General features: G+C 64.4%; 19 protein-coding genes and 1 tRNA gene. 13 read left to right on the top strand and 7 right to left on the bottom strand.

The window, feature by feature from the left end; genetic code table 11:
- Positions 1–17 precede the first annotated feature (17 nt).
- Positions 18–209, bottom strand: a complete 192-nt coding sequence (locus EV192_RS47630) for a hypothetical protein (RefSeq protein WP_132125410.1) — start codon at positions 207–209, stop codon at positions 18–20.
- Positions 210–356: 147 nt separating this feature from the next.
- On the opposite strand from EV192_RS47630, the gene EV192_RS47625 reads away from it, so the two are divergent.
- From EV192_RS47625 to EV192_RS47610, 4 genes are all read left to right on the top strand, one after another.
- The gene (locus EV192_RS47625) at positions 357–1,214 is read left to right on the top strand and encodes a helix-turn-helix domain-containing protein (RefSeq protein WP_165960970.1); all 858 of its coding nucleotides are present in this window, start codon (positions 357–359) and stop codon (positions 1,212–1,214) included.
- Positions 1,214–1,387: a DUF397 domain-containing protein gene (locus EV192_RS47620; protein WP_132125408.1), complete on the top strand. Its 174-nt coding sequence runs from the start codon at positions 1,214–1,216 to the stop codon at positions 1,385–1,387. Before EV192_RS47625 ends, EV192_RS47620 begins: the two co-directional genes overlap by 1 nt.
- A gap of 166 nt (positions 1,388–1,553) precedes the next feature.
- The gene (locus tag EV192_RS47615) at positions 1,554–1,937 is read left to right on the top strand and encodes a hypothetical protein (RefSeq protein ID WP_132125407.1); all 384 of its coding nucleotides are present in this window, start codon (positions 1,554–1,556) and stop codon (positions 1,935–1,937) included.
- Positions 1,938–1,969: 32 nt separating this feature from the next.
- Positions 1,970–2,884, top strand: a complete 915-nt coding sequence (locus EV192_RS47610) for an aminoglycoside phosphotransferase family protein (RefSeq protein WP_165960969.1) — start codon at positions 1,970–1,972, stop codon at positions 2,882–2,884.
- Here the strand turns inward: EV192_RS47610 and EV192_RS47605 are convergent.
- Entirely contained in the window at positions 2,784–4,313 is a 1,530-nt protein-coding gene (locus tag EV192_RS47605) for an NsdA family TPR-like regulatory protein (protein ID WP_207926852.1), read from the bottom strand. The two genes, EV192_RS47610 and EV192_RS47605, sit on opposite strands and share 101 nt — an antisense overlap.
- Before the next feature lie 191 nt (positions 4,314–4,504).
- On the opposite strand from EV192_RS47605, the gene EV192_RS47600 reads away from it, so the two are divergent.
- Positions 4,505–4,696: a hypothetical protein gene (locus EV192_RS47600; RefSeq protein ID WP_132125405.1), complete on the top strand. Its 192-nt coding sequence runs from the start codon at positions 4,505–4,507 to the stop codon at positions 4,694–4,696.
- Positions 4,697–4,698: 2 nt separating this feature from the next.
- Here EV192_RS47600 and EV192_RS47595 read toward each other — a convergent pair whose 3' ends face one another.
- Positions 4,699–5,046, bottom strand: coding sequence for a helix-turn-helix domain-containing protein (locus EV192_RS47595; protein ID WP_132125404.1), 348 nt, complete (start codon positions 5,044–5,046; stop codon positions 4,699–4,701).
- A 182-nt stretch (positions 5,047–5,228) separates the two neighbouring features.
- Here EV192_RS47595 and EV192_RS47590 point away from each other — a divergent pair, with 182 nt between their 5' ends.
- From EV192_RS47590 to EV192_RS47560, 7 genes are all read left to right on the top strand, one after another.
- Positions 5,229–5,498, top strand: a complete 270-nt coding sequence (locus EV192_RS47590) for a hypothetical protein (protein ID WP_132125403.1) — start codon at positions 5,229–5,231, stop codon at positions 5,496–5,498.
- Between the two features lie 86 nt (positions 5,499–5,584).
- Positions 5,585–6,433 (top strand): ABC transporter permease, encoded by an 849-nt coding sequence (locus tag EV192_RS47585; RefSeq protein WP_243727542.1) that lies wholly within the window; start codon positions 5,585–5,587, stop codon positions 6,431–6,433.
- Positions 6,430–8,628, top strand: a complete 2,199-nt coding sequence (locus EV192_RS47580; protein WP_207926850.1) for a cell division protein FtsK — start codon at positions 6,430–6,432, stop codon at positions 8,626–8,628. Before EV192_RS47585 ends, EV192_RS47580 begins: the two co-directional genes overlap by 4 nt.
- Before the next feature lie 132 nt (positions 8,629–8,760).
- Positions 8,761–9,033 (top strand): hypothetical protein, encoded by a 273-nt coding sequence (locus EV192_RS47575; protein WP_132125402.1) that lies wholly within the window; start codon positions 8,761–8,763, stop codon positions 9,031–9,033.
- A 54-nt stretch (positions 9,034–9,087) separates the two neighbouring features.
- Positions 9,088–10,368, top strand: a complete 1,281-nt coding sequence (locus EV192_RS47570; RefSeq protein WP_424923444.1) for a DUF3631 domain-containing protein — start codon at positions 9,088–9,090, stop codon at positions 10,366–10,368.
- 123 nt (positions 10,369–10,491) lie between these two features.
- Entirely contained in the window at positions 10,492–10,824 is a 333-nt protein-coding gene (locus EV192_RS57595) for a helix-turn-helix domain-containing protein (RefSeq protein ID WP_132125400.1), read from the top strand.
- A 57-nt stretch (positions 10,825–10,881) separates the two neighbouring features.
- A complete protein-coding gene (locus EV192_RS47560; RefSeq protein ID WP_207926848.1) occupies positions 10,882–12,402 on the top strand; it encodes a tyrosine-type recombinase/integrase in 1,521 nt (506 codons plus the stop codon).
- Between the two features lie 91 nt (positions 12,403–12,493).
- On the opposite strand, the gene EV192_RS47555 is transcribed toward EV192_RS47560, so the two are convergent.
- The 3 genes from EV192_RS47555 to EV192_RS47545 all read right to left on the bottom strand — a co-directional run bounded on the left by EV192_RS47555 (position 12,494) and on the right by EV192_RS47545 (position 13,594).
- Positions 12,494–12,568, bottom strand: a tRNA-Val gene (locus EV192_RS47555).
- A gap of 41 nt (positions 12,569–12,609) precedes the next feature.
- Positions 12,610–13,071: a peroxiredoxin gene (locus tag EV192_RS47550; RefSeq protein WP_132125399.1), complete on the bottom strand. Its 462-nt coding sequence runs from the start codon at positions 13,069–13,071 to the stop codon at positions 12,610–12,612.
- 91 nt (positions 13,072–13,162) lie between these two features.
- On the bottom strand, positions 13,163–13,594 hold the full coding sequence (locus EV192_RS47545; protein WP_132125398.1) for a DUF3052 domain-containing protein: 432 nt from the start codon (positions 13,592–13,594) through the stop codon (positions 13,163–13,165).
- A gap of 349 nt (positions 13,595–13,943) precedes the next feature.
- Between EV192_RS47545 and aceE the strand changes: the two genes are divergently transcribed.
- On the top strand, positions 13,944–16,718 hold the full coding sequence (aceE, locus tag EV192_RS47540) for a pyruvate dehydrogenase (acetyl-transferring), homodimeric type (protein ID WP_132125397.1): 2,775 nt from the start codon (positions 13,944–13,946) through the stop codon (positions 16,716–16,718).
- Here the strand turns inward: aceE and EV192_RS47535 are convergent.
- Entirely contained in the window at positions 16,661–17,920 is a 1,260-nt protein-coding gene (locus tag EV192_RS47535; protein ID WP_243727541.1) for an MFS transporter, read from the bottom strand. The two genes, aceE and EV192_RS47535, sit on opposite strands and share 58 nt — an antisense overlap.
- Positions 17,921–17,964 lie beyond the last annotated feature (44 nt).

Below are 17,964 nucleotides of genomic sequence, written 5' to 3'. Positions count from 1 at the left end.
GACACGGCCAAATGTCGTCATGTCGGCCGGTCCGAAGGCGTGACGTCGTTGATGGCTGCCATGATCTGCATGCGCGCGACCTGAGCAGCCTTCGGCTTGACGTATCCGTCCATCTTGAGGTGGATCAAGCCGGTCGGAAGTGACTGGGCGAATCCGATCGGCTCACCCTCACCCGGCATGTCCCCGTCGGTGATGACCCACTTGCCCATCCGCCTCACGTCCGTCGCGGTAGCCTGCCCCCTCCGGTTGCCCGACGAGGCTGTTCGCGAACAAGCATGCTTGTTCGCGAACACGCGCGCAATGCCCTGAACGGGCGACCCTGAAGGGGCATCGTGCGGCGTCGTAGGCTGTGTTTTGTGGAGGAGAACAGGCCCACCGCAGCAGAGCGCGAACTCGGTGCGTTGATCAAAGCCGCCCGCGGCCGAGCTGGACTTACGTTGCGTGCACTGGCGTCGGAAGCTGGGTTCAGGGCGTTCTCTCGCATCTCGGAGATCGAGAACGCCAAGGGCAAGACGCCGCCATCCGTTGACGAAGTCCGCCGCATGCTTGACGCGCTGAACGTCGATGACCTGGACGAACGTGAGCGCGCACTCGGCCTGGCAGCTCAGGCGTCCGAGGCTCCCGGACAACTGAACGTCGGGCCCGCCGTGATCAATGAGACCCTCGTTCAGTTGATCGACCACGAGCGTGCCGCCCGCAGGATCACCATGGCGGGTCCGCTCTTGATTCCTGGGTTGCTTCAGACCACGGACTACGCGAGGCGCATCGTCGGCGATTCGGCGGAGGCGGAGCCGCGGGTAGCCTTGCGCGCCGGACGTCGAGACATCCTCACCCGTCGCGACCCGGTTGAGCTGTCGGCGCTGATCGACTCCGAGGCGTTGATTCGCCCGATCGTGCCGCCAGATCAGATGGTCGACCAGCTTCGGCACATCCTTGACATGGCCTCTCTTCCGAACGTCACTGTCCAGGTCGTCATGAGCACTACGCCCGGATACCACCCCATGCTCAGCGGGCAGTTCGAGCTACTGGAGTTCGTGACAGCCGCACCCATCGTTCTGGTCGATCATTACGACTCCTCTGTTTTCCTGCGTGACCCGGCGCAGGTAGACGAGTTCGCGAAAGCGGCTGAGTATCTCCGCAGCGAAATTGCGATGAGTCCGGAGGAATCGTCCAGGCTCATCGCTGAGATTGCCAACGGAATGGAGTCGACGTGATGACAGTGCCTCATCGAACTGATGCTTGGCGGAAGTCCAGCTTCAGCCCCCAAGGCAGCGACTGTGTAGAGGTGCACGGCAGCCTCCACGCGGTCCGCGACAGTAAGAACCCGTCGGTCGAATTGACCGGCGTGAATCTGCGGGCGTTGGTGTCGGCGCTACGGCACAGCTAGAAGGCAGAAGCTCAGGGTGCAGGTCACCTGGGATCTTTGCTGTACGTGGTGGTCGGAGTCCCCAACTGCCCGGTTGGACCTGAGCGGGGGAGCGAGTCATAGACATGGCGACGGACAGGTGGTAGGGAAGGGCTCTTCAGCCGTAGGCACGATGGAGGTGTCGGCGATGAGCGGACGGCCGGAGGCCGGGGACAGTGGCGGCTACGACGCGATTGAGCCGCCCGACAGTCGCGCGTGGGAGGAGTTCACGCCTTGGCGACACGGTGACAGTCCGGTCAGTGATCGCCCGACACCCGCGCCGGAGCGAGAGGCGCGGGAAGGTTTCAGGTGGTCCGAGGAACAACCTGACTCCTTCGACGTAGGTGACCGGGTACGGAGCACTCACGCCCTGGGCGGCCTGTTCGGTTCCGCGGTGCAGAAGGACACCATCGGGCATGTCGTGTCTACCAGGACTGGGCTGTTCGACGAGTACGTGACCGTCAAGTTCGACGGCGGCTACACCGAAGAGGTCTCCCTGTCGGACATCGAACACAAGGGCTTCTTCGACTGACCTTCTACGCCGGTGACCCGTACCCTCGGACTGTGGTCACCGAGAACCGTTCCCCTGCCAACAGGTCGTCGTTCAGCTCTGAGTCCGGCTGGGAGATCCTTCGAATCGCGTGCGCCGAAGCCAGGATCGACTGCACAGGCGCCAAACTGATTCGGCTGGGCGAAAATGCACTCTTCCATGTACCGAACGCCGCGGTAGTGGTGCGAATTGCACGCAGTGGGTACGGGAGTGATGCCCGCAAAGAAGTGAATGTCTCGCACTGGCTGACCGAGCGAGAATTCCCCGCTGCCGAACTTTATGACGTTGATCAACCGATTACTGTTGACAGCTATCCGGTGACGTTCTGGAAGTTCATCGATGGCCGTCCAGGCAGTAAACAGGATATTGCCGCGCTGGGAGGTGTCCTCAGGCGATTGCACGAGACAAAGCCACCCAGCGACTTCGAACTTCCTCATGCGAACATACTCGGCCGAGTCCGACCACGTATCGAGGTCGCACCTATACCAAAAGCCGACCGCAATTTCCTTCTGGAGCGGCTTGATGAGCTGGAATCAAAGCTGCCCGATCTTCGCTTTCGATTGAAGCCTGGACCGATTCATGGCGACGCTCATATTAAGAACCTGATGATTCAGGACGGACAGGCTGTAGTTATCGACTTTGAGCGGTTTGCGTGGTGGCAGCCTGAATGGGACCTCGCAATGACGGCAACTGAGCATTTGACCGCAGGTTGGTGGTCGGCTGATGAATATCATCGGTTTGTCGACGCGTATGGATACGACGTGACTTCTTGGGAGGACGGGTTTGACGTCTTAAGATCCATCAGTGAGTTGAATATGACTACATGGCTCATGCAGAACGCTGATGAGTCGGCGGAGATTGCTGCGGAGTATCAGGTGCGGATGCGGACGCTTCGAGGTGAGCCGTCACCTGGCTGGCGGGCGTTCTAGATTCCGGCGGGCTCCACAGCGTCGGATACGAGGCACGCAAAAGCTCGGCAAACTGGCGAACGGAAGGGTGCTCGGCGTGCTCAAGGACGATGGCTTCGCGAAAGTCCGCCAGGTACCGCAAGTAGCGCTGGGACTTCAATGACCGGTCCGTGTTCAATGAAGTTGTCGCAATGGAGATTGCTTCTTCTAGATTTCCTGCGTTCAACGCTCCAGCAGCGTGAACCATCCCAATGAACGCGCGGGTTCGAGGTGGCGTACGGACCGGATCAATCGCCTGTTCGATGAACCTCTGAACCTCATGTGGTTTGCCCAAGTCTCGGAAGCAATGGGCAGCTTCCCCGGCTAGTTCCAAGTCATCGAAATAGCTGATCCAGCTCGGGTCTTTACTGGAATCGCTCCGATCGAAAACCTGTTCTGCTCGGTGAAGAGCTTCGATACTACCGCGTTCGTCACCCAGGCTAGCGAGTGCGCGAGCCTCCATCGACAGAAACATTGCATCGACCGTAGCCGTGGATCGGCCGAACGTGGCCGACTGGGCGGCTCGCGCGAACTGGATGGCGTCATTGAATTTGCCGAGATAGTTGGCCTGGTGGCTGAGATTCGAGAGAATCCGACCACCCATCAAATGGTCTTTTGCTTCGCGAGCGAGACGTAGTCCTAGGTAATAGTATCGCTGAGCGAGCCAGTGTCGACCTGTATCGTAAGCGCTCCAGCCGAGTATTTGCGCAGCATCGGCAGCAGCGGCGAAGATCTCTCGCCTGACGGATTCTGGATAAGACCGCCGAAGCTCATCGACAATTTCTGTCCTCCAATAGAAGGTCAGCATCTTGCGAACATGACCGCCGCCGAACTGAAAGTCGAGTTCAAGGAAGTAACGAATCGTCGATCGGATGCGCTCCGCAACCTCGATCCCAGCGCTGGTGACCGGACCGCTAGCGATCACAAGCTGTTGCGGTTCACCAAACAGATAACTGGTGATCACGCTCGGCGCGGTGGCAGACGACCAATCAGCGTTCACCATGAACGGTCTGTCTGCAAGATCCCCTTCCGTGAGGCGGTCCATTACTTCAGCGACTTGGTCGATTTTCTCGGGGTATTGCGCAGCTTCGTCCGCCAGGGCAAGAGGCTCGTCCCCCGAGCCGGCCTCGCTATCTTGATCAGGTGACGGTGTGGCCACGTCGAACCCAAGATCGGCAGGCGTGAGCTTCCGGCCAAGCTTGGCGCTGAGGACGGCGACAATGCAGCGGATCGTTGCCTCATGAGGCACGCCGCCGGCCAGCCAGCGGCTCACCGCCACATGATCAGGCGATGCCTTGTGGCCAATCCGAGCCGCTTCGACGCGGACACGTGCGGCGAACCCCTTGTGACTGAGTCGCGCTTCCTCCACTACCGCAGCTAGGAGCGCATTCGGCCGCGCCTTGCCACCCACCCGATCATCACCTCTCGTAGGTGAGTAAAGCATGTGCACCCTACGATGCACCCCCCGATGCACATTTGCACCCCCTCGTGCACTCTTCTGCACCCCCCGTGGCCAGCGGTTTCCTTGTGCCATGAACGACGCGGCGAACACGGAACTCAATCGGAGTAATCGGTGCCCGTCGGTGAACAAGGGAGAAGGCAATGCCCAGGAACATGCTCCCCATGAAGCCCGGCAGCGGGATCATGGCGAAACTGATCATGGCCGTGGTCGGCTTGGCGGTATTGATGCTCGTGGTCAAGTACCCGAGCGACGTCGCGAGCTGGGTCACCGGGGCCGGACACGTACTGTCCAGTCTGGCCAACGGCCTGGTGTCCTTCTTCAGGGCGCTTTGACGCTAATGCGAACGTTTCTTACGTTCGAGCGTTTCGACCCGTTCGGCGAGGTCGGCAATAAGGGTGCGAAGCTCGGCAGCCTCTGCCTGCCACCCGGGCGTGGCAGCTTCAGTCGCTCCGGCGGCTCGGCCGTCGAGAACGTACTCCAGGTGCCCGGCTGGCCACTGCAATCCCTTGGAGACGTCTTCCAAGGTGTGGCGCGCACGTCGACGCGGGCCGTAGTTGTTCTGAAGTTGGCGGATGGTGGACACGCTCACGCCGGAGCGTTCGACCAACTCCTGTTGAGTGATGCCCAGCTCGGCCATACGAGATCGGATGGCGTCCGCCACGGCCGCCCAGTCACCACTCATGACGCCTCCGTTGTCGCTGTCACCAGCGCCAACACTATCGCCGCCGTCGCCGCGGCGTGACCTACCCCCAGGCAGACCTTCCATATCACCATTGAGCCGGTTGTACGAGCGCAACCAGAAGCGGTACCGTTACCGCAATGGTTACCGCTCACCCGGTCTCCGCTCTCAGAGGAGAACCAACGATGTCCAGCAAATCCCCAGCTCAGGAACCCGGTGAGCCCGAGTCGGACGCGAGCGAATCCCTGCCGATCGAGGCCGACATGAGCGATAGCGCTCTGTTGGAGCACGCGCTCCAGGCGGCTGTCGACGCGCATGCCGCCGGTCTGCTGGCCGCGCCGTTCGGCGTGGACGAGACAGCGCTCAAACGGGCACGGCGCCGCGCCTTCCGCTCGGATGTCCGCCGCCTGCTGGCCCAGGGGCAGACCGACCAGGACCACCACAGCACGACCTGATATCGCCCCGGTCCGGCGGCCAGCCGGCAAGCACGTCCGCCGGACCGGGCTCCCGATAGCTACCAAGCAACTTCAGGAGTTCCACCATGATGACCCGCACTGACCTGAATGGTCACGCGCACCCCGGGGTAGCTACGAAGAACAGCGCCTACCCCAGGCAGTTGGAAGAGTTGATCGAGCAGGCTCAGCACCTGGCCCGCGAAGCAGGTGCGATCCCCAGTCAGAACAAGCTCAAGGCCGCGCTGCACGTGCGATCCGAGCGAGCGCGAACCGTCTTGCAAGCGCTTCGGCAAACCGGGTTCGACCCCACCACCCCGGACGTCGAGCCCAACACGGGACCCGCCGAACCCGGCCGGGAACCGGCGACTGAACCCGTACCCATCGCCGATTCCGCCGGTGTGTCCGCAACCAGTTCCCAGACGGTTCCCGAACAGGTCAGCACGCCTCCGGAACCAGTTCCCGCACCGCGGACCCGGTGGGCAAGCGTGCGTCGGCCGATCTCAGGTTGGCCAATGGTGCTGTTGGCCGCTCCCGCGTTCGTTGCGATCTGGTCCGGCTGGGTCGGACTCGGCACGTTGACCGGGTTCGGCATGGTCCACCCACTTCCCGGAATCGCGGACGGCCTCGCGATCAATTCCGCGATCACGCTCCCGATCGGGGTGGAGACCTACGCCGTCTACGCGCTGCGCGTCTGGCTGGCAAGCGGCATCGGCTCGGACAGCCGTGCCCGTCGGTTCGCCAAGTGGTCAGCCATTGGCTCACTCACGCTCGGCATGTGTGGCCAGGTCGCGTACCACCTGATGGTCGAAGACCACATGACAACTGCCCCGTGGGGCATCACCACGGCCGTGTCCTGCCTCCCCGTAATCGTGCTCGGGTTCGGCGCCGCTCTCGCTCACCTGCAACACCGAGACCGAGCGGAGGCCCGGCCATGACTGACAAGAGAAGGGTCGGCACTCCCGACCCAGGCAACCCTGGCGATGACTTCCTGGCTCCCGTCGTGCACTTGCCCGACACCAGCACAGACGCCCTCGCTTCCGTTGGTGACGTCATCGACGCAGACACCGAAGACACGACGGCAGAGAACGAAGATCGCGAAGCGATCGTGATCCCGCTTCAACGCCAAGGCGTACCGGTTGATCCGCCGGACGAACCGACGTCGCTGATCACCAGTCGTCGGCAACGCCGTCCGATCGTGCCAACTTGGTTGCGCAGCAAGGAAAGCGTACTCAACACGGCACGATGGGCCACCAACCAGGCTGGCTATGCCTTGGCGTTCCATGGCATGCGGTTGCCGAAGTACTTGGGCAAGGCCATCATCTTCGCTCCTGTCGGCGTACTCCGTACGGTCGGGCGGTTGCTGCGTTGGGCAATGGCCGACGAAGGCAACTTCGCCCTCCGGCAGGCAGCAGCCGCGCAGGATGACGCGCAAGGTTGGCTTCGGCTGGACATGCAGCGCGAACGGCAATCACGTTGGCGTTGGTCGCTGCTGCTCACCGGAGCTATCGGCCTCGTGATCGTGGCGGTCATCGCGTCTGACGTACTGCCCGGCTGGTCGCCCTGGCTGGTGCTGGCTGCTGCAGTAGCCGTGTTCGCCCGGGTCGGCCGTCCGGCCGATCGGCCGATCACTGATCGGGTCACCGAGGGCCAGGCGTACCGCAAGCTCACTGCTGAGTTGGTGCGTCGCGCACTGCTCAGCGTCCAGTTGGGCGCGGTCAACTCAGCAGTGGCGAAGGATCCGAATGCGATCACGTTCCCGGTCGAGATTCACCGCGACGGACCGGGACACCTGGCCATCATTGATCTGCCCTACGGCGTGGAAGCGGGAGACGTGTGTGCCCGCCGTGGTCGACTGGCCTCCGGTCTGCGGCTTCCGTTGGACCAGGTCTGGCCGGAACCCGCACCCGGTCACACTGGCCGGCTGGCCTTGTGGGTTGGGCACGAACCCGCGTCTCAGATGCGGCAACCCGCTTGGCCGCTGCTCCGGGACGGCGTGGTGGACGTGTTCAAGTCCTTCCCGTTCGCCACGGACCCGAGGATGAACGTCATCGATGCCGAACTGATCTTCCGTAACTGGTTGGACGGCGGGCAACCTGGCTCGGGTAAATCCTTCGCCCTGCGGTTGAAAGTACTGGCGGCAGCGCTGGACGTGCGAGTGGAGCTACGCGGCTACGAACTCAAAGGCGTTGGCGACTTCGCGGTTCTCGAACCGCTGTTGACCGAGTACGGCAACGGGTTCGATGACGACACCTTGGCCGCTTGCGCGGCGATGTTCGACTGGCTGTACACCGAGTGCCAACGCCGTGCCAAGCGGATCGCCCACTACGCCCGGCTCGGCAAGGCACCCGAGAACAAGGTCACGCCTGAACTGGCCTCCTTGAAGGGTTCCGGCCTGCATCCACTCGTGGTGTTCGTCGACGAGATCCAAGAACTGTTCCTGTCATCCTTTGGCAAGCGCGCCGGTGAGGTGGCCGAGAAGGTCATCAAGCTGGGCCGGGCGTTGGGTCTAGTCCTGCTGATCGGCACGCAGATTCCGGACAAGGACAGCTTGCCGATTGGGATTACGCGCAATGTCAATACCCGGTTCTGTCTGTCGGTGGCCGACCAGAATGCGAACGACATGATCCTTGGCACGTCGGCCTACAAGCAGGGTCTACGCGCCACGGTCTTCAAGCCCGTGGAAGAGGCCGGGTGGGGCATCCTGTCCGGCATCGGTGAACCGGGTGCCCGTCGTTCGTTTGCGGTTGATTCCGAAAGCGCCAAGAAGGTCGTGGATCGGGCGATCGCCTTGCGAGTCAAGGCAGGCACGATGCCCGATCCGGACGCTCAAACCCGCGACGCAGGGCCGGCCTATGACGTCCTCACTGATCTGGTTGTTGTGTGGCCACAAGAGACAGATGCCATGTGGAACGAAACCTTGATCGAGCGGCTGACCGAGTACCGATCCGACGTCTACCGAGGATGGAAACCCGTTCAGCTCACTGCGGCGCTGTCCGTCCACGGGGTCAAGGTCGGCCAGATCGGCCGACGCATCGACGGCAAGACCGTCACTCGGCGCGGTCCACGCTTCGACGATGTTCAGTCCGCGATTGCCCGGCGTAACAGAACTCGGGGCATCGAGAACCCCTGAAATGGCTGCTGGCGCTAGCAGCCGACGCCGCTAGCGCTAGCACCTCCGCTAGCACACAAAAACTCCTCCCACCTGGGCGCTAGCGCGCTAGCGCCTTCGGCGAACGACACCCAAAACGCCCTGGAGACAGTGATGGACATCCTCAGCGCACTCGCTAGCATCCTGTTCGTTCCGGCCCTGTTGGTGACGGCCTGCTACCTCTTCACCTGCGTCTTCTGGCCGTTCAAAGCCTGTCGAGTCTGTCGTGGACACGGCCAGTTCTACGGCCTCTTCCGCGGCATCCGGCTCTGCGGCGCCTGTGACGGGACCGGCCTCCGTCTGCGGTTCGGCCGCCGACTGATCAACGCCGCGGGACGCCTCTACCGCGAACTCAACGCCGCCAACCGCAACCACCGCAACCGCTAACCACCCGTGGCCGAGCCGCCCGGCGGCTCGGCCACACCACCCAAGGACATAACCGTGATCACGCACTCCATCACCAACCGACTGATCGGCTCGTCGACGTCAACAGTCCCATATGGACAATCCGTGCTGGACGACGTCGTGGCGTTCATCCGCCGGTTCTCCGCGTTTCCTTCGCGGCATTGCGCACCCGCGCTCGCGTTGTGGTACGCGCACACCCACATCGCCGAACGACTCTACGTCACGCCCCGACTCATCCTGGACTCGGCCGAGCCAGGATCGGGCAAGACGCGAGTCCTGGAAGTCGCGCAATACCTGGTTTCAGCGCCAGAGATGACGCTGTCAGCCAGCCGCGCGGCACTGTTCCGCATCGTCGCCGAAGGCCCCGTCACGATCCTGTTCGACGAAGTCGACACCATCTTCAACGGCAAAACCGGCGGCGGCAACGAAGACCTCAGAGCGATGCTCAACGCCGGTTACAAACGCTCAGCCACCATCCCACGCTACGACGCGGCAGCCCGTGTCGTGCGCCGCTACCCGGTCTACACACCGGCTGCTTTGGCGGGGATCGCTGGCGGCATGCCAGCCACCATCACCACTCGCGCCATCACCATCCACATGCGGCGCCGCCGGCCAGAGGAACACGTCGACCCGTTCCGCGAACGGCTCGTAGAGCAGCAGGCCGCGCCCCTGCGCACGGCAATGGCCGACTGGGTTACCTCAGTTGCCGATCAGGTTGCCACTGCGGAACCCGCCATGCCCCAACGGGTTACTGATCGATCAGCGGAAATCTGGGAGCCCCTGCTCGCGATCGCGGACGCAGCAGGCGGCCATTGGCCGGACACCGCCCGCGAAGCATGCCGGTACTTCGTGCTGGCCCCGACCCTCCCGAGTGAATCGCTCGGCATCCAACTCCTGTCCGACATGCGCGATCTCTTCGCCGCCAGCCACACGGACCGGATGGCCACCAAGGACATCCTTGCCGCCCTGCTCACCCTGGAAGACGGGCCATGGGCCACGCTCCCAGAGGGATCGCTCCACGCCCGGCGACTGGCCCGCGAACTGGGCCGGTACGGGGTGAGCCCAGTGACGTTCGACGCCAAGATCGGCAAGGCCAAGGGCTACGTGTCCTTCTCCACGACCGGCAAACAGTCACAGCTTGGCCTTGCCGACGCGTGGAGCCGGTATCTGCCCGAGACCAGTAATTCCGATACCGAAGACAACCACGCTGGTCACGCGGTTACCCCAGTCGCCGCGGTTACCGAAGCAAGGATCACTCCGGAAGTTCGCCGCGGTTACCGATCTGTCGGCAATTCAATCCGCCCCGTAACGCTCTGACCAGGCGCGTTACTGACATTACCAGAAAGGAGTGAGTGGTCATGCCACCTGTTGACCAGTCGGTTGTATCAGCCTTAAAACGACTGGTGCGACCACCCCTGCGACCCTATTCGGGGGTGTCACGTGGCTGCGGCAAGTTCGCCAGACGACCCGGTTTACTACCGGCCCAGCGAAGTAGCTTCAATCCTTCGCTGCTCAGAATGGTGGGTGAAGGAACAGGCGAGAAAACGACGCATCCCGTTCAGTTGGATCGGTGGCAGCTACTTGTTCACGGCTGACCACATCGTGGAAATCGTTGCCCTTTTCGAACGGCGTCCCGCTGATGAATCAGCGACAACGACAACAAACAGGACGCGCAGCGCGGAAGGGTTGACGAAATCCACCACCGACAAGCCGATAGTCCAACTCGTGGCACGTGTTCCTCGTCGCGCACGCGGCACGGAGTCGGCGACTTGACAACACGAGTGTCCCGCCATCACCAAACTGATGGCGGGCACTCCTCCCAAAGAATGGGTGAGCACCTTGGGTTACGCCGAGAACCGCGGAACATACTTCCGCGGCCGATACAAGATTGGTCCCGGCAAGTACGGTACGGTATCCGATTCTACCGGCGCTACGATTAAGTTCCGCACGAAACGGGATGCAGAGCAGGCGGCCAACGACGAAGAGGCCAAGGTGCGTGGTGGCACTTGGCGTGACCCGTCCGTGGGGCAGACGACTTTTGGCGCCTACGCCTCGCGCTGGTACTCCGCTCAAGATCTCGCGGCATCAACCATGCAGAACTACAAGCAACATTTGGAGAATCACCTTCTGCCGAAATTTGAAGAAATGAAATTGGGTGAGATCTTCGCTTCGGACGTCGCTCGGTGGGAAAAAGAGGAAAAGACCGTCGGGTACGCTTTGTCCAGCCTCAAGACATGGCGAACGACGCTACACCTCGTGCTCGAAGACGCCCGCGAAGAGGGGCTCATCACCGCCAACCCTGCGACGAGACGGCGAGGCCGTGGCAAGCGCGCCGGTCGCACACATCACCGTGGACCGGAAAAAGTGATCACCAGTCCATTGGGCCTTCTCCTCATCGCCGAGCGTGCAGCACTGCTTTCCGGAAGGGACGACGAGTTCGTAGCCTGCGTCACTGCCGGGTACACAGGCATGCGGTGGGGCGAACTCGTCGGCCTGGAAACAGAGTTCGTGCGCCGGGGGTCGATTCGTGTCGAGTGGCAACTGTACGAACTGGACGAGGGTAAGTTGCATCGTTGTCCGCCCAAGGACGACAGCTATCGCGATATCGACCTTCCGGATTGGCTGTCGAAGCTCCTCTTCGACCACGTCGACCGGGCTACCCCACAACCATGCGCTTGCCATGGTCATACCTACGTGTTCCGCGGTCTTGGCTCGGCGAACAAAGCGGCTCACCGACCAGGAGCGAAGCTCGTTGATGTCGCCCGGCGCGCGGGTGTGTCGCCGGCCACAGCGTCGGCGGTGCTCAACCGGCCCTCAGTCGTCGCCGAGACGACACGGCAGTCGGTCGAAAGGGCCATCGCCGATCTCGGATACGTGCGGGGAGCCAGCTCGGGTGAGCCAGCCGCACATTGGCGACGCAGCGGGTTTGCTACGTGGCTCTTCAAGCCGGCCGTAACGGGTTGGTACCCAAAGAGGGGGCCGAACGAAGCGCGCCCTGTGCCTCTGCTGGCGGAACCGTGGCCCGGCGTGCCAGCACGCGGGCGTGGTGCCAACAGCCGCGCAAACGCCAGTTGGGTGCCGATCGCGACGGGGCTCACGCCCCACGGGTTGCGCCACACCCACAAGACCCGGATGCGCGAACTGGGGACTCCGCCGAAGCTAATGGACGAGCGTATGGGACACGAGGACGGCTCTGTCCAGGCTCGCTACGACCACATCACCCGGGAGATGCGGGCGCGGCTGATGGAGGGGCTCACGGGCGAATGGGAGGCCGCTCTGGACGCACGGCACGCGATGTGTGCGCGTTCACCAGTTGCCGCCCTGGACGAACTTCTGCGGGCACGCGCGTAGGGATCGGGGAGAAGCTTCAAGATCTTCTCCCAAGATTCTCCCCAAACGGGGGAAGCCCGTCCCGCCTTAACGGAGGAAAGGGCTCCTGACCTGGTGGGCGCAGCAGGGTTCGAACCTGCGACCCCCTCCTTGTAAGGGAGGTGCTCTTCCGCTGAGCTATGCGCCCCTGGTGCGACGCCGCTTCGTGACCGGCGCCGCTGGTGAAGATCATGCCAGTTCTGTCACGGCCTTTTTCCAGGCCGACTGGTCGCGGGCTTCGCCGGGCTGGTTGACCTCGGCGTAGCGGACCGTTCCCGCTTTGTCGATCAGGAAGGTGCCGCGCAGGGCGAGGCCGGCCTGGTCGTTGAAGACGCCGTAGGTCTTGGCCACTTCGCCGTGCGGCCAGAAGTCGGCGAGCAGGGGGAACTGGTAGCCCTGTTGGTCGGCCCAGGCTTTCAGGGCGAAGGGGCTGTCCACCGAGACGCCGAGGATCTGGACGTTCGCGTTGTCGTAGTCCGCGATCTCGTCTCGGACCTGGCACAGTTCGCCCTGGCAGATGCCGCTGAAGGCGAACGGGTAGAACACCAGCAGGACGTTCTTCGACCCCTGGTAGGACGACAGGGTCACGTCCTGCTTGTTGTAGTCCTTGAGTGTGAAGTCCGGGGCCTTCGAGCCGACCTCAACCGCCATGCCCAATCCTCCAGATGTCGCGACTTTCCGGCTGTGCCCAGCCTAGTACCCCGCCTGGGCGGTGCTCCCAGGCGGTGGGACTACTGAGGCGTCAGCGGCGGGTGTTGGCCGACTTGGGTGACACGAGTCGGCTGCCCATCCAGTCCTCCCCCACGCTGATGTTCGAGGTCTGCGCCATTCCAGCGGTCGACACTGCCTCGGCGATCTCACTGGGCTCGACGTGCCCATCGCGTCCGGTCTTGGGTGTGAGCACCCAGATCACCCCGGAGTCGGCGAGTGGACCGCGCACGTCGAGGATCGTGTCGGCGAGGTCGCCGTCGTCCTCGCGCCACCACAGCAGCACGACGTCGACGACTTCCTGGGCCTCCTCATCCAGGAGGTCACTGCCGATCTTCTCCTCGATCGCGGCGCGGACGTCGTCGTCCACGTCCTCGTCCCAACCGATTTCCTGGACGACTAGGCCAGGCTCGATGCCCAGCTTGTCGGCGACGCCTACTTTGCCGGCGTCTCCCGCGGCCACCACGGCTTCCACTCCTCCATGTGAACCAATGCGGCGCCTGAGGGGCACCGCGTGTTAGGCGATAGCGAACACTTTCCCCACCCGGGAGCGCAACCGTCCACACCGGGATAAGCCCCAACTGTGTCCATGGGTCAGTCCAACCGCGCGCGCACTACGGTGACCATGTGCTCGTGCTACGTACCGGCTGTACCACTGTGGAGAGTGTGGGCGACACCGCCATCGGGTTACTGACCAGTAGTGATGACGTGGCGCCAGATCGGGACGACCATTGGCACTGAGGCACGCCTACCGGGTTGAATTGTGCGTCCGGCCGGCTTGAACACGACGAAGACTCACCAGGCGAGGAGATCCCTTGGCCCCGCAACCGAACACCAGCAGCACGGGCAGCCCAGGCAGGGTGCACGTGATCCGCGACGGCCTCGCCGCCCACCTGCCGGACATCGACCCGGAGGAGACCGGCGAGTGGCTCGAGTCGTTCGACGCGGTCCTGAAGGACGCCGGGCAGCAGCGAGCCCGCTACCTGATGCTCCGGCTGCTGGAACGCGCCCGGGAGAACCGGGTCGGCGTACCGTCGCTGACCAGCACGGACTACGTGAACACCATCCCCACCGAGCAGGAGCCGTGGTTCCCCGGTGACGAGGAGGTGGAACGGCGTTACCGGGCGTGGATCCGATGGAACGCCGCGATGACCGTGCACCGGGCGCAACGGCCCGGGGTCGGCGTCGGCGGCCACATTTCGACGTACGCCTCGTCGGCGACGCTGTACGAGGTCGGTTTCAACTGGTTCTTCCGCGGCAAAGATCACCCGGGTGGGGGTGACCAGGTCTTCTTCCAGGGGCACGCGTCGCCGGGCATGTACGCCCGCGCGTACCTGGAGGGCCGGCTGTCGGACAACCAGCTCGACGGGTTCCGCCAGGAGTACTCGCACGCCGGCCCAGGTGCCGGCCTGCCGTCCTACCCGCACCCGCGGCTGATGCCGGACTTCTGGGAGTTCCCGACGGTGTCCATGGGCCTTGGCCCGATGAACGCCATCTACCAGGCGCGGTTCAACCACTACCTGCAGGACCGGGGCATCAGGGACACGTCCGACCAGCGGGTGTGGGCGTTCCTCGGCGACGGCGAGATGGACGAGCCGGAGTCCCGCGGGCTGATCCACGTGGCCGCGAACGAGGGCCTGGACAACCTGACGTTCGTGATCAACTGCAACCTGCAGCGGCTGGACGGGCCGGTCCGCGGCAACGGCAAGATCATCCAGGAGCTGGAGGCGTTCTTCCGGGGCGCGGGCTGGAACGTGATCAAGGTCATCTGGGGCCGCGAGTGGGACTCGCTGCTGCACGCCGACCGGGACGGCGCGCTGATCAACCTGATGAACACCACCCCGGACGGCGACTACCAGACCTACAAGGCCAACGACGGCGCGTTCGTCCGTGAGCACTTCTTCGGCCGGGACCCGCGGACCAAGGAACTGGTCACGCCCATGAGCGACCAGGAGATCTGGAACCTCAAGCGCGGCGGCCACGACTACCGCAAGGTGTACGCGGCGTACAAGGCGGCCATCGAGACGCAGGGCCAGCCCACGGTGATCCTCGCCAAGACGATCAAGGGCTACAACCTGGGTACGCACTTCGCCGCGCGCAACGCCACGCACCAGATGAAGAAGATGACCCTGGACGACCTGAAGGGCTTCCGGGACACGCTGCGCATCCCGATCAGCGACGCGGACCTGGAGCGCGACCCGTACCTGCCGCCGTACTTCCACCCCGGCATCGAGTCCCCGGACATCCAGTACATGCTGGAGCGGCGGCGGCAGCTCGGCGGGCACGTGCCGGAGCGCCGGTCCAAGTCCAAGGCGCTGGTGCTGCCCGGCGACAAGGTCTACGACGTGGTCCGCCGGGGTTCGGGCAAGCAGGAGGTCGCCACCACGATGGCGTTCGTCCGGCTGGTCCGGGACCTGGCCAAGGACCCGGAGATCGGGCCGCGGATCGTGCCGATCATCCCGGACGAGGCGCGGACGTTCGGGATGGACTCGATGTTTCCGACGCAGAAGATCTACAACCGGCTCGGCCAGCTGTACACGTCGGTGGACGCGAAGCTGATGCTCGCCTACAAGGAGAGCGAGCAGGGCCAGATCCTGCACGAGGGCATCAACGAGGCCGGGTCGACGGCGTCGTTCACGGCGGTGGGCACGTCGTACGCCACGCACGGCGAGCCGATGATCCCGATCTACATCTTCTACTCGATGTTCGGGTTCCAGCGCACGGGCGACGGCCTGTGGGCGGCGGCGGACCAGATGGCGCGCGGGTTCGTCCTCGGCGCCACCGCGGGCCGTACCACGTTGACCGGTGAGGGCCTGCAGCACAACGACGGGCATTCGCTGCTGCTCGCGGCGACGAACCCCGCTGTGGTCGCGTATGACGCCGCGTGGTCGTACGAGGTCGCGCACATCGTGAAGGACGGTCTGCGTCGCATGTACGGCGACCAGGCAGAGGACATCTTCTACTACCTGACGGTCTACAACGAGCCGTACGTGCAGCCCGCGGAGCCGGAGAACCTGGACGTGGAGGGCTTGCTGCGCGGGCTGTACCAGTACGCGGACGCGCCAATCGGGAACGGCCCGGTGGCGCAGATCCTCGGCTCCGGCGTGGCGTTGCCGTGGGCTTTGAAGGCCCAGCAGTTGTTGAACGACGACTGGGGCGTGCGGGCCGGTGTGTGGTCCGCCACGTCGTACGCGGAGCTGCGTCGGGAAGCCGTCGACGTGGACCGGCACAACCTGCTGCACCCGGAGGCGGAGCCGCGCGTGCCATACGTGACGTCGGTGCTGTCGGACGTCGACGGGCCGGTCGTGGCGGTGTCGGACTGGATGCGCGCGGTCCCGGACCTGATCCGGCCGTGGGTGCCGACCGACATGGTGACCCTGGGCACGGACGGGTTCGGCTTCTCCGACACCCGCCCGGCCGCCCGCCGGCATTTCCTGGTGGACGCCGAGTCGACCGCGGTGGGTGTGCTCACGGCGCTGGCCCGGCGCGGCGAGGTGGACAGGTCCTTGGTCGTCGAGGCGACCCGGCGGTATCAGCTGGACGACGTGTCCGCGGCCGGCCCGCAGACGTCGGATCCCGGCTCGGCCTGAGTCGGTGGCCTGGTGGGCGGTTCGCGGCCGCCCACCAGGGTCTCCGGCGCCGTCAGCCAGAATCCGGCGGACAGCACGGCCACGACCCCGGTGGCCGTGAACGCGGCCTGGTAGGACCAGTTGTCCGCGATCGCGCCGGCCACCAGCGGGCCGGCGATGCCACCGAGGTCACCGGCCATCTGGAAGAACGCGAGCACGGTCCCGCCGCGCCGGTCGACCCCGACGACGTCTGCCACAGTGGCCGTGAGGGCGGGGTTGAGCAGCCCGGAGCCGATGCCGCCGATCAGTGACGCGACCATGAACAGCGGCGTGGACGGTGCGAACCCGAGCGCGAGAGCGCCGATCGCGATGACCACGAGCCCGGCGAGCGCGAGCGGTTTACGACCACGCCGGTCCACGAGCCGTCCGGCGAGCAGGACGACTGACCCGGTGCCGACCGCGAACAGGGTCAACGACGTCCCGGCGACGACGTCGTCCCGCTTCAACTCCACCACGACGAACAGCGGCACCAGCGCGAACCGCACGCCGATGACCATCCAGCCGTACACGAACGACGCCCCCAGCACGGCCAGGTACGCCCTGCTGCGGAGCGCTTGACGCACCGGCATTTCTGGGATCTCCAGGGTGGCCCCGGGGGCGACTCGGGTGGATCTCCGCAGCAACAGCCAACTCAGGAACGCGGCGGCGAGCGTGGCCACGCCGTACCCGATGAAGGGCAGCCGGGTGGACACCCCGGCGACCAGGCCGCCGAGAGCCGGTCCGCAGATGTTGCCGAGCAGGAAACTCGTGGCCCACAAGCTGGAGACGCGGCCGCGCAGGCCGACCGGGGTCAGCCGGAGCACCAGGGTCAACCCGGCCACGGTGAACATCACCGAGCCGATGCCGCCGAACGACCGGAACGCGAGCAGTTGCCAGTACGACCCGGCCCACGCGCACGCCGCAGTGGCAACGGCGGCGATCGTCAGGCCGGCCAGGTACACCGGGCGTTCGGAGAACCGGGCCACCAGCCGTCCACCGAACGGCGCGAACACCAGGCGCACCACCGAGTACGCGCTGATCACGAACGACGCCGCGGTGACCCCGACGTTGAAGCTCGCGGCCAGCGCGGGCAGCACCGGCGAGATGACGCCGTACCCCATCGCGACCAGGAACACGGCCGCCAGCAGGATCCACACCTCGCGCGGCAACCGCTCGTCCCCCACGAGTACCTCACCTTCGACACCGACAACGGCAGGACTCGGGTGCC

Origin of the sequence: Actinocrispum wychmicini (genome assembly GCF_004345645.1) — a bacterium.
Classification (GTDB): Bacteria; Actinomycetota; Actinomycetes; order Mycobacteriales; family Pseudonocardiaceae; genus Kibdelosporangium; species Kibdelosporangium wychmicini.
Note: the sequence above shows the minus strand (reverse complement) of the source record. Positions and strands in the feature narration are given on the sequence as shown.

Coding starts and splice junctions, on each gene's coding strand:
- EV192_RS47620 (WP_132125408.1), top strand. CDS start 1,214: ATGACAGTGCCTCATCGAACTGATGCTTGGCGGAAGTCCAGCTTCAGC.
- EV192_RS47630 (WP_132125410.1), bottom strand. CDS start 209: ATGGGCAAGTGGGTCATCACCGACGGGGACATGCCGGGTGAGGGTGAG.
- EV192_RS47575 (WP_132125402.1), top strand. CDS start 8,761: ATGGACATCCTCAGCGCACTCGCTAGCATCCTGTTCGTTCCGGCCCTG.
- EV192_RS47595 (WP_132125404.1), bottom strand. CDS start 5,046: ATGAGTGGTGACTGGGCGGCCGTGGCGGACGCCATCCGATCTCGTATG.
- EV192_RS47615 (WP_132125407.1), top strand. CDS start 1,554: ATGAGCGGACGGCCGGAGGCCGGGGACAGTGGCGGCTACGACGCGATT.
- EV192_RS47600 (WP_132125405.1), top strand. CDS start 4,505: ATGCCCAGGAACATGCTCCCCATGAAGCCCGGCAGCGGGATCATGGCG.
- EV192_RS47580 (WP_207926850.1), top strand. CDS start 6,430: ATGACTGACAAGAGAAGGGTCGGCACTCCCGACCCAGGCAACCCTGGC.
- EV192_RS47550 (WP_132125399.1), bottom strand. CDS start 13,071: ATGGCGGTTGAGGTCGGCTCGAAGGCCCCGGACTTCACACTCAAGGAC.
- EV192_RS47590 (WP_132125403.1), top strand. CDS start 5,229: ATGTCCAGCAAATCCCCAGCTCAGGAACCCGGTGAGCCCGAGTCGGAC.
- EV192_RS47585 (WP_243727542.1), top strand. CDS start 5,585: ATGATGACCCGCACTGACCTGAATGGTCACGCGCACCCCGGGGTAGCT.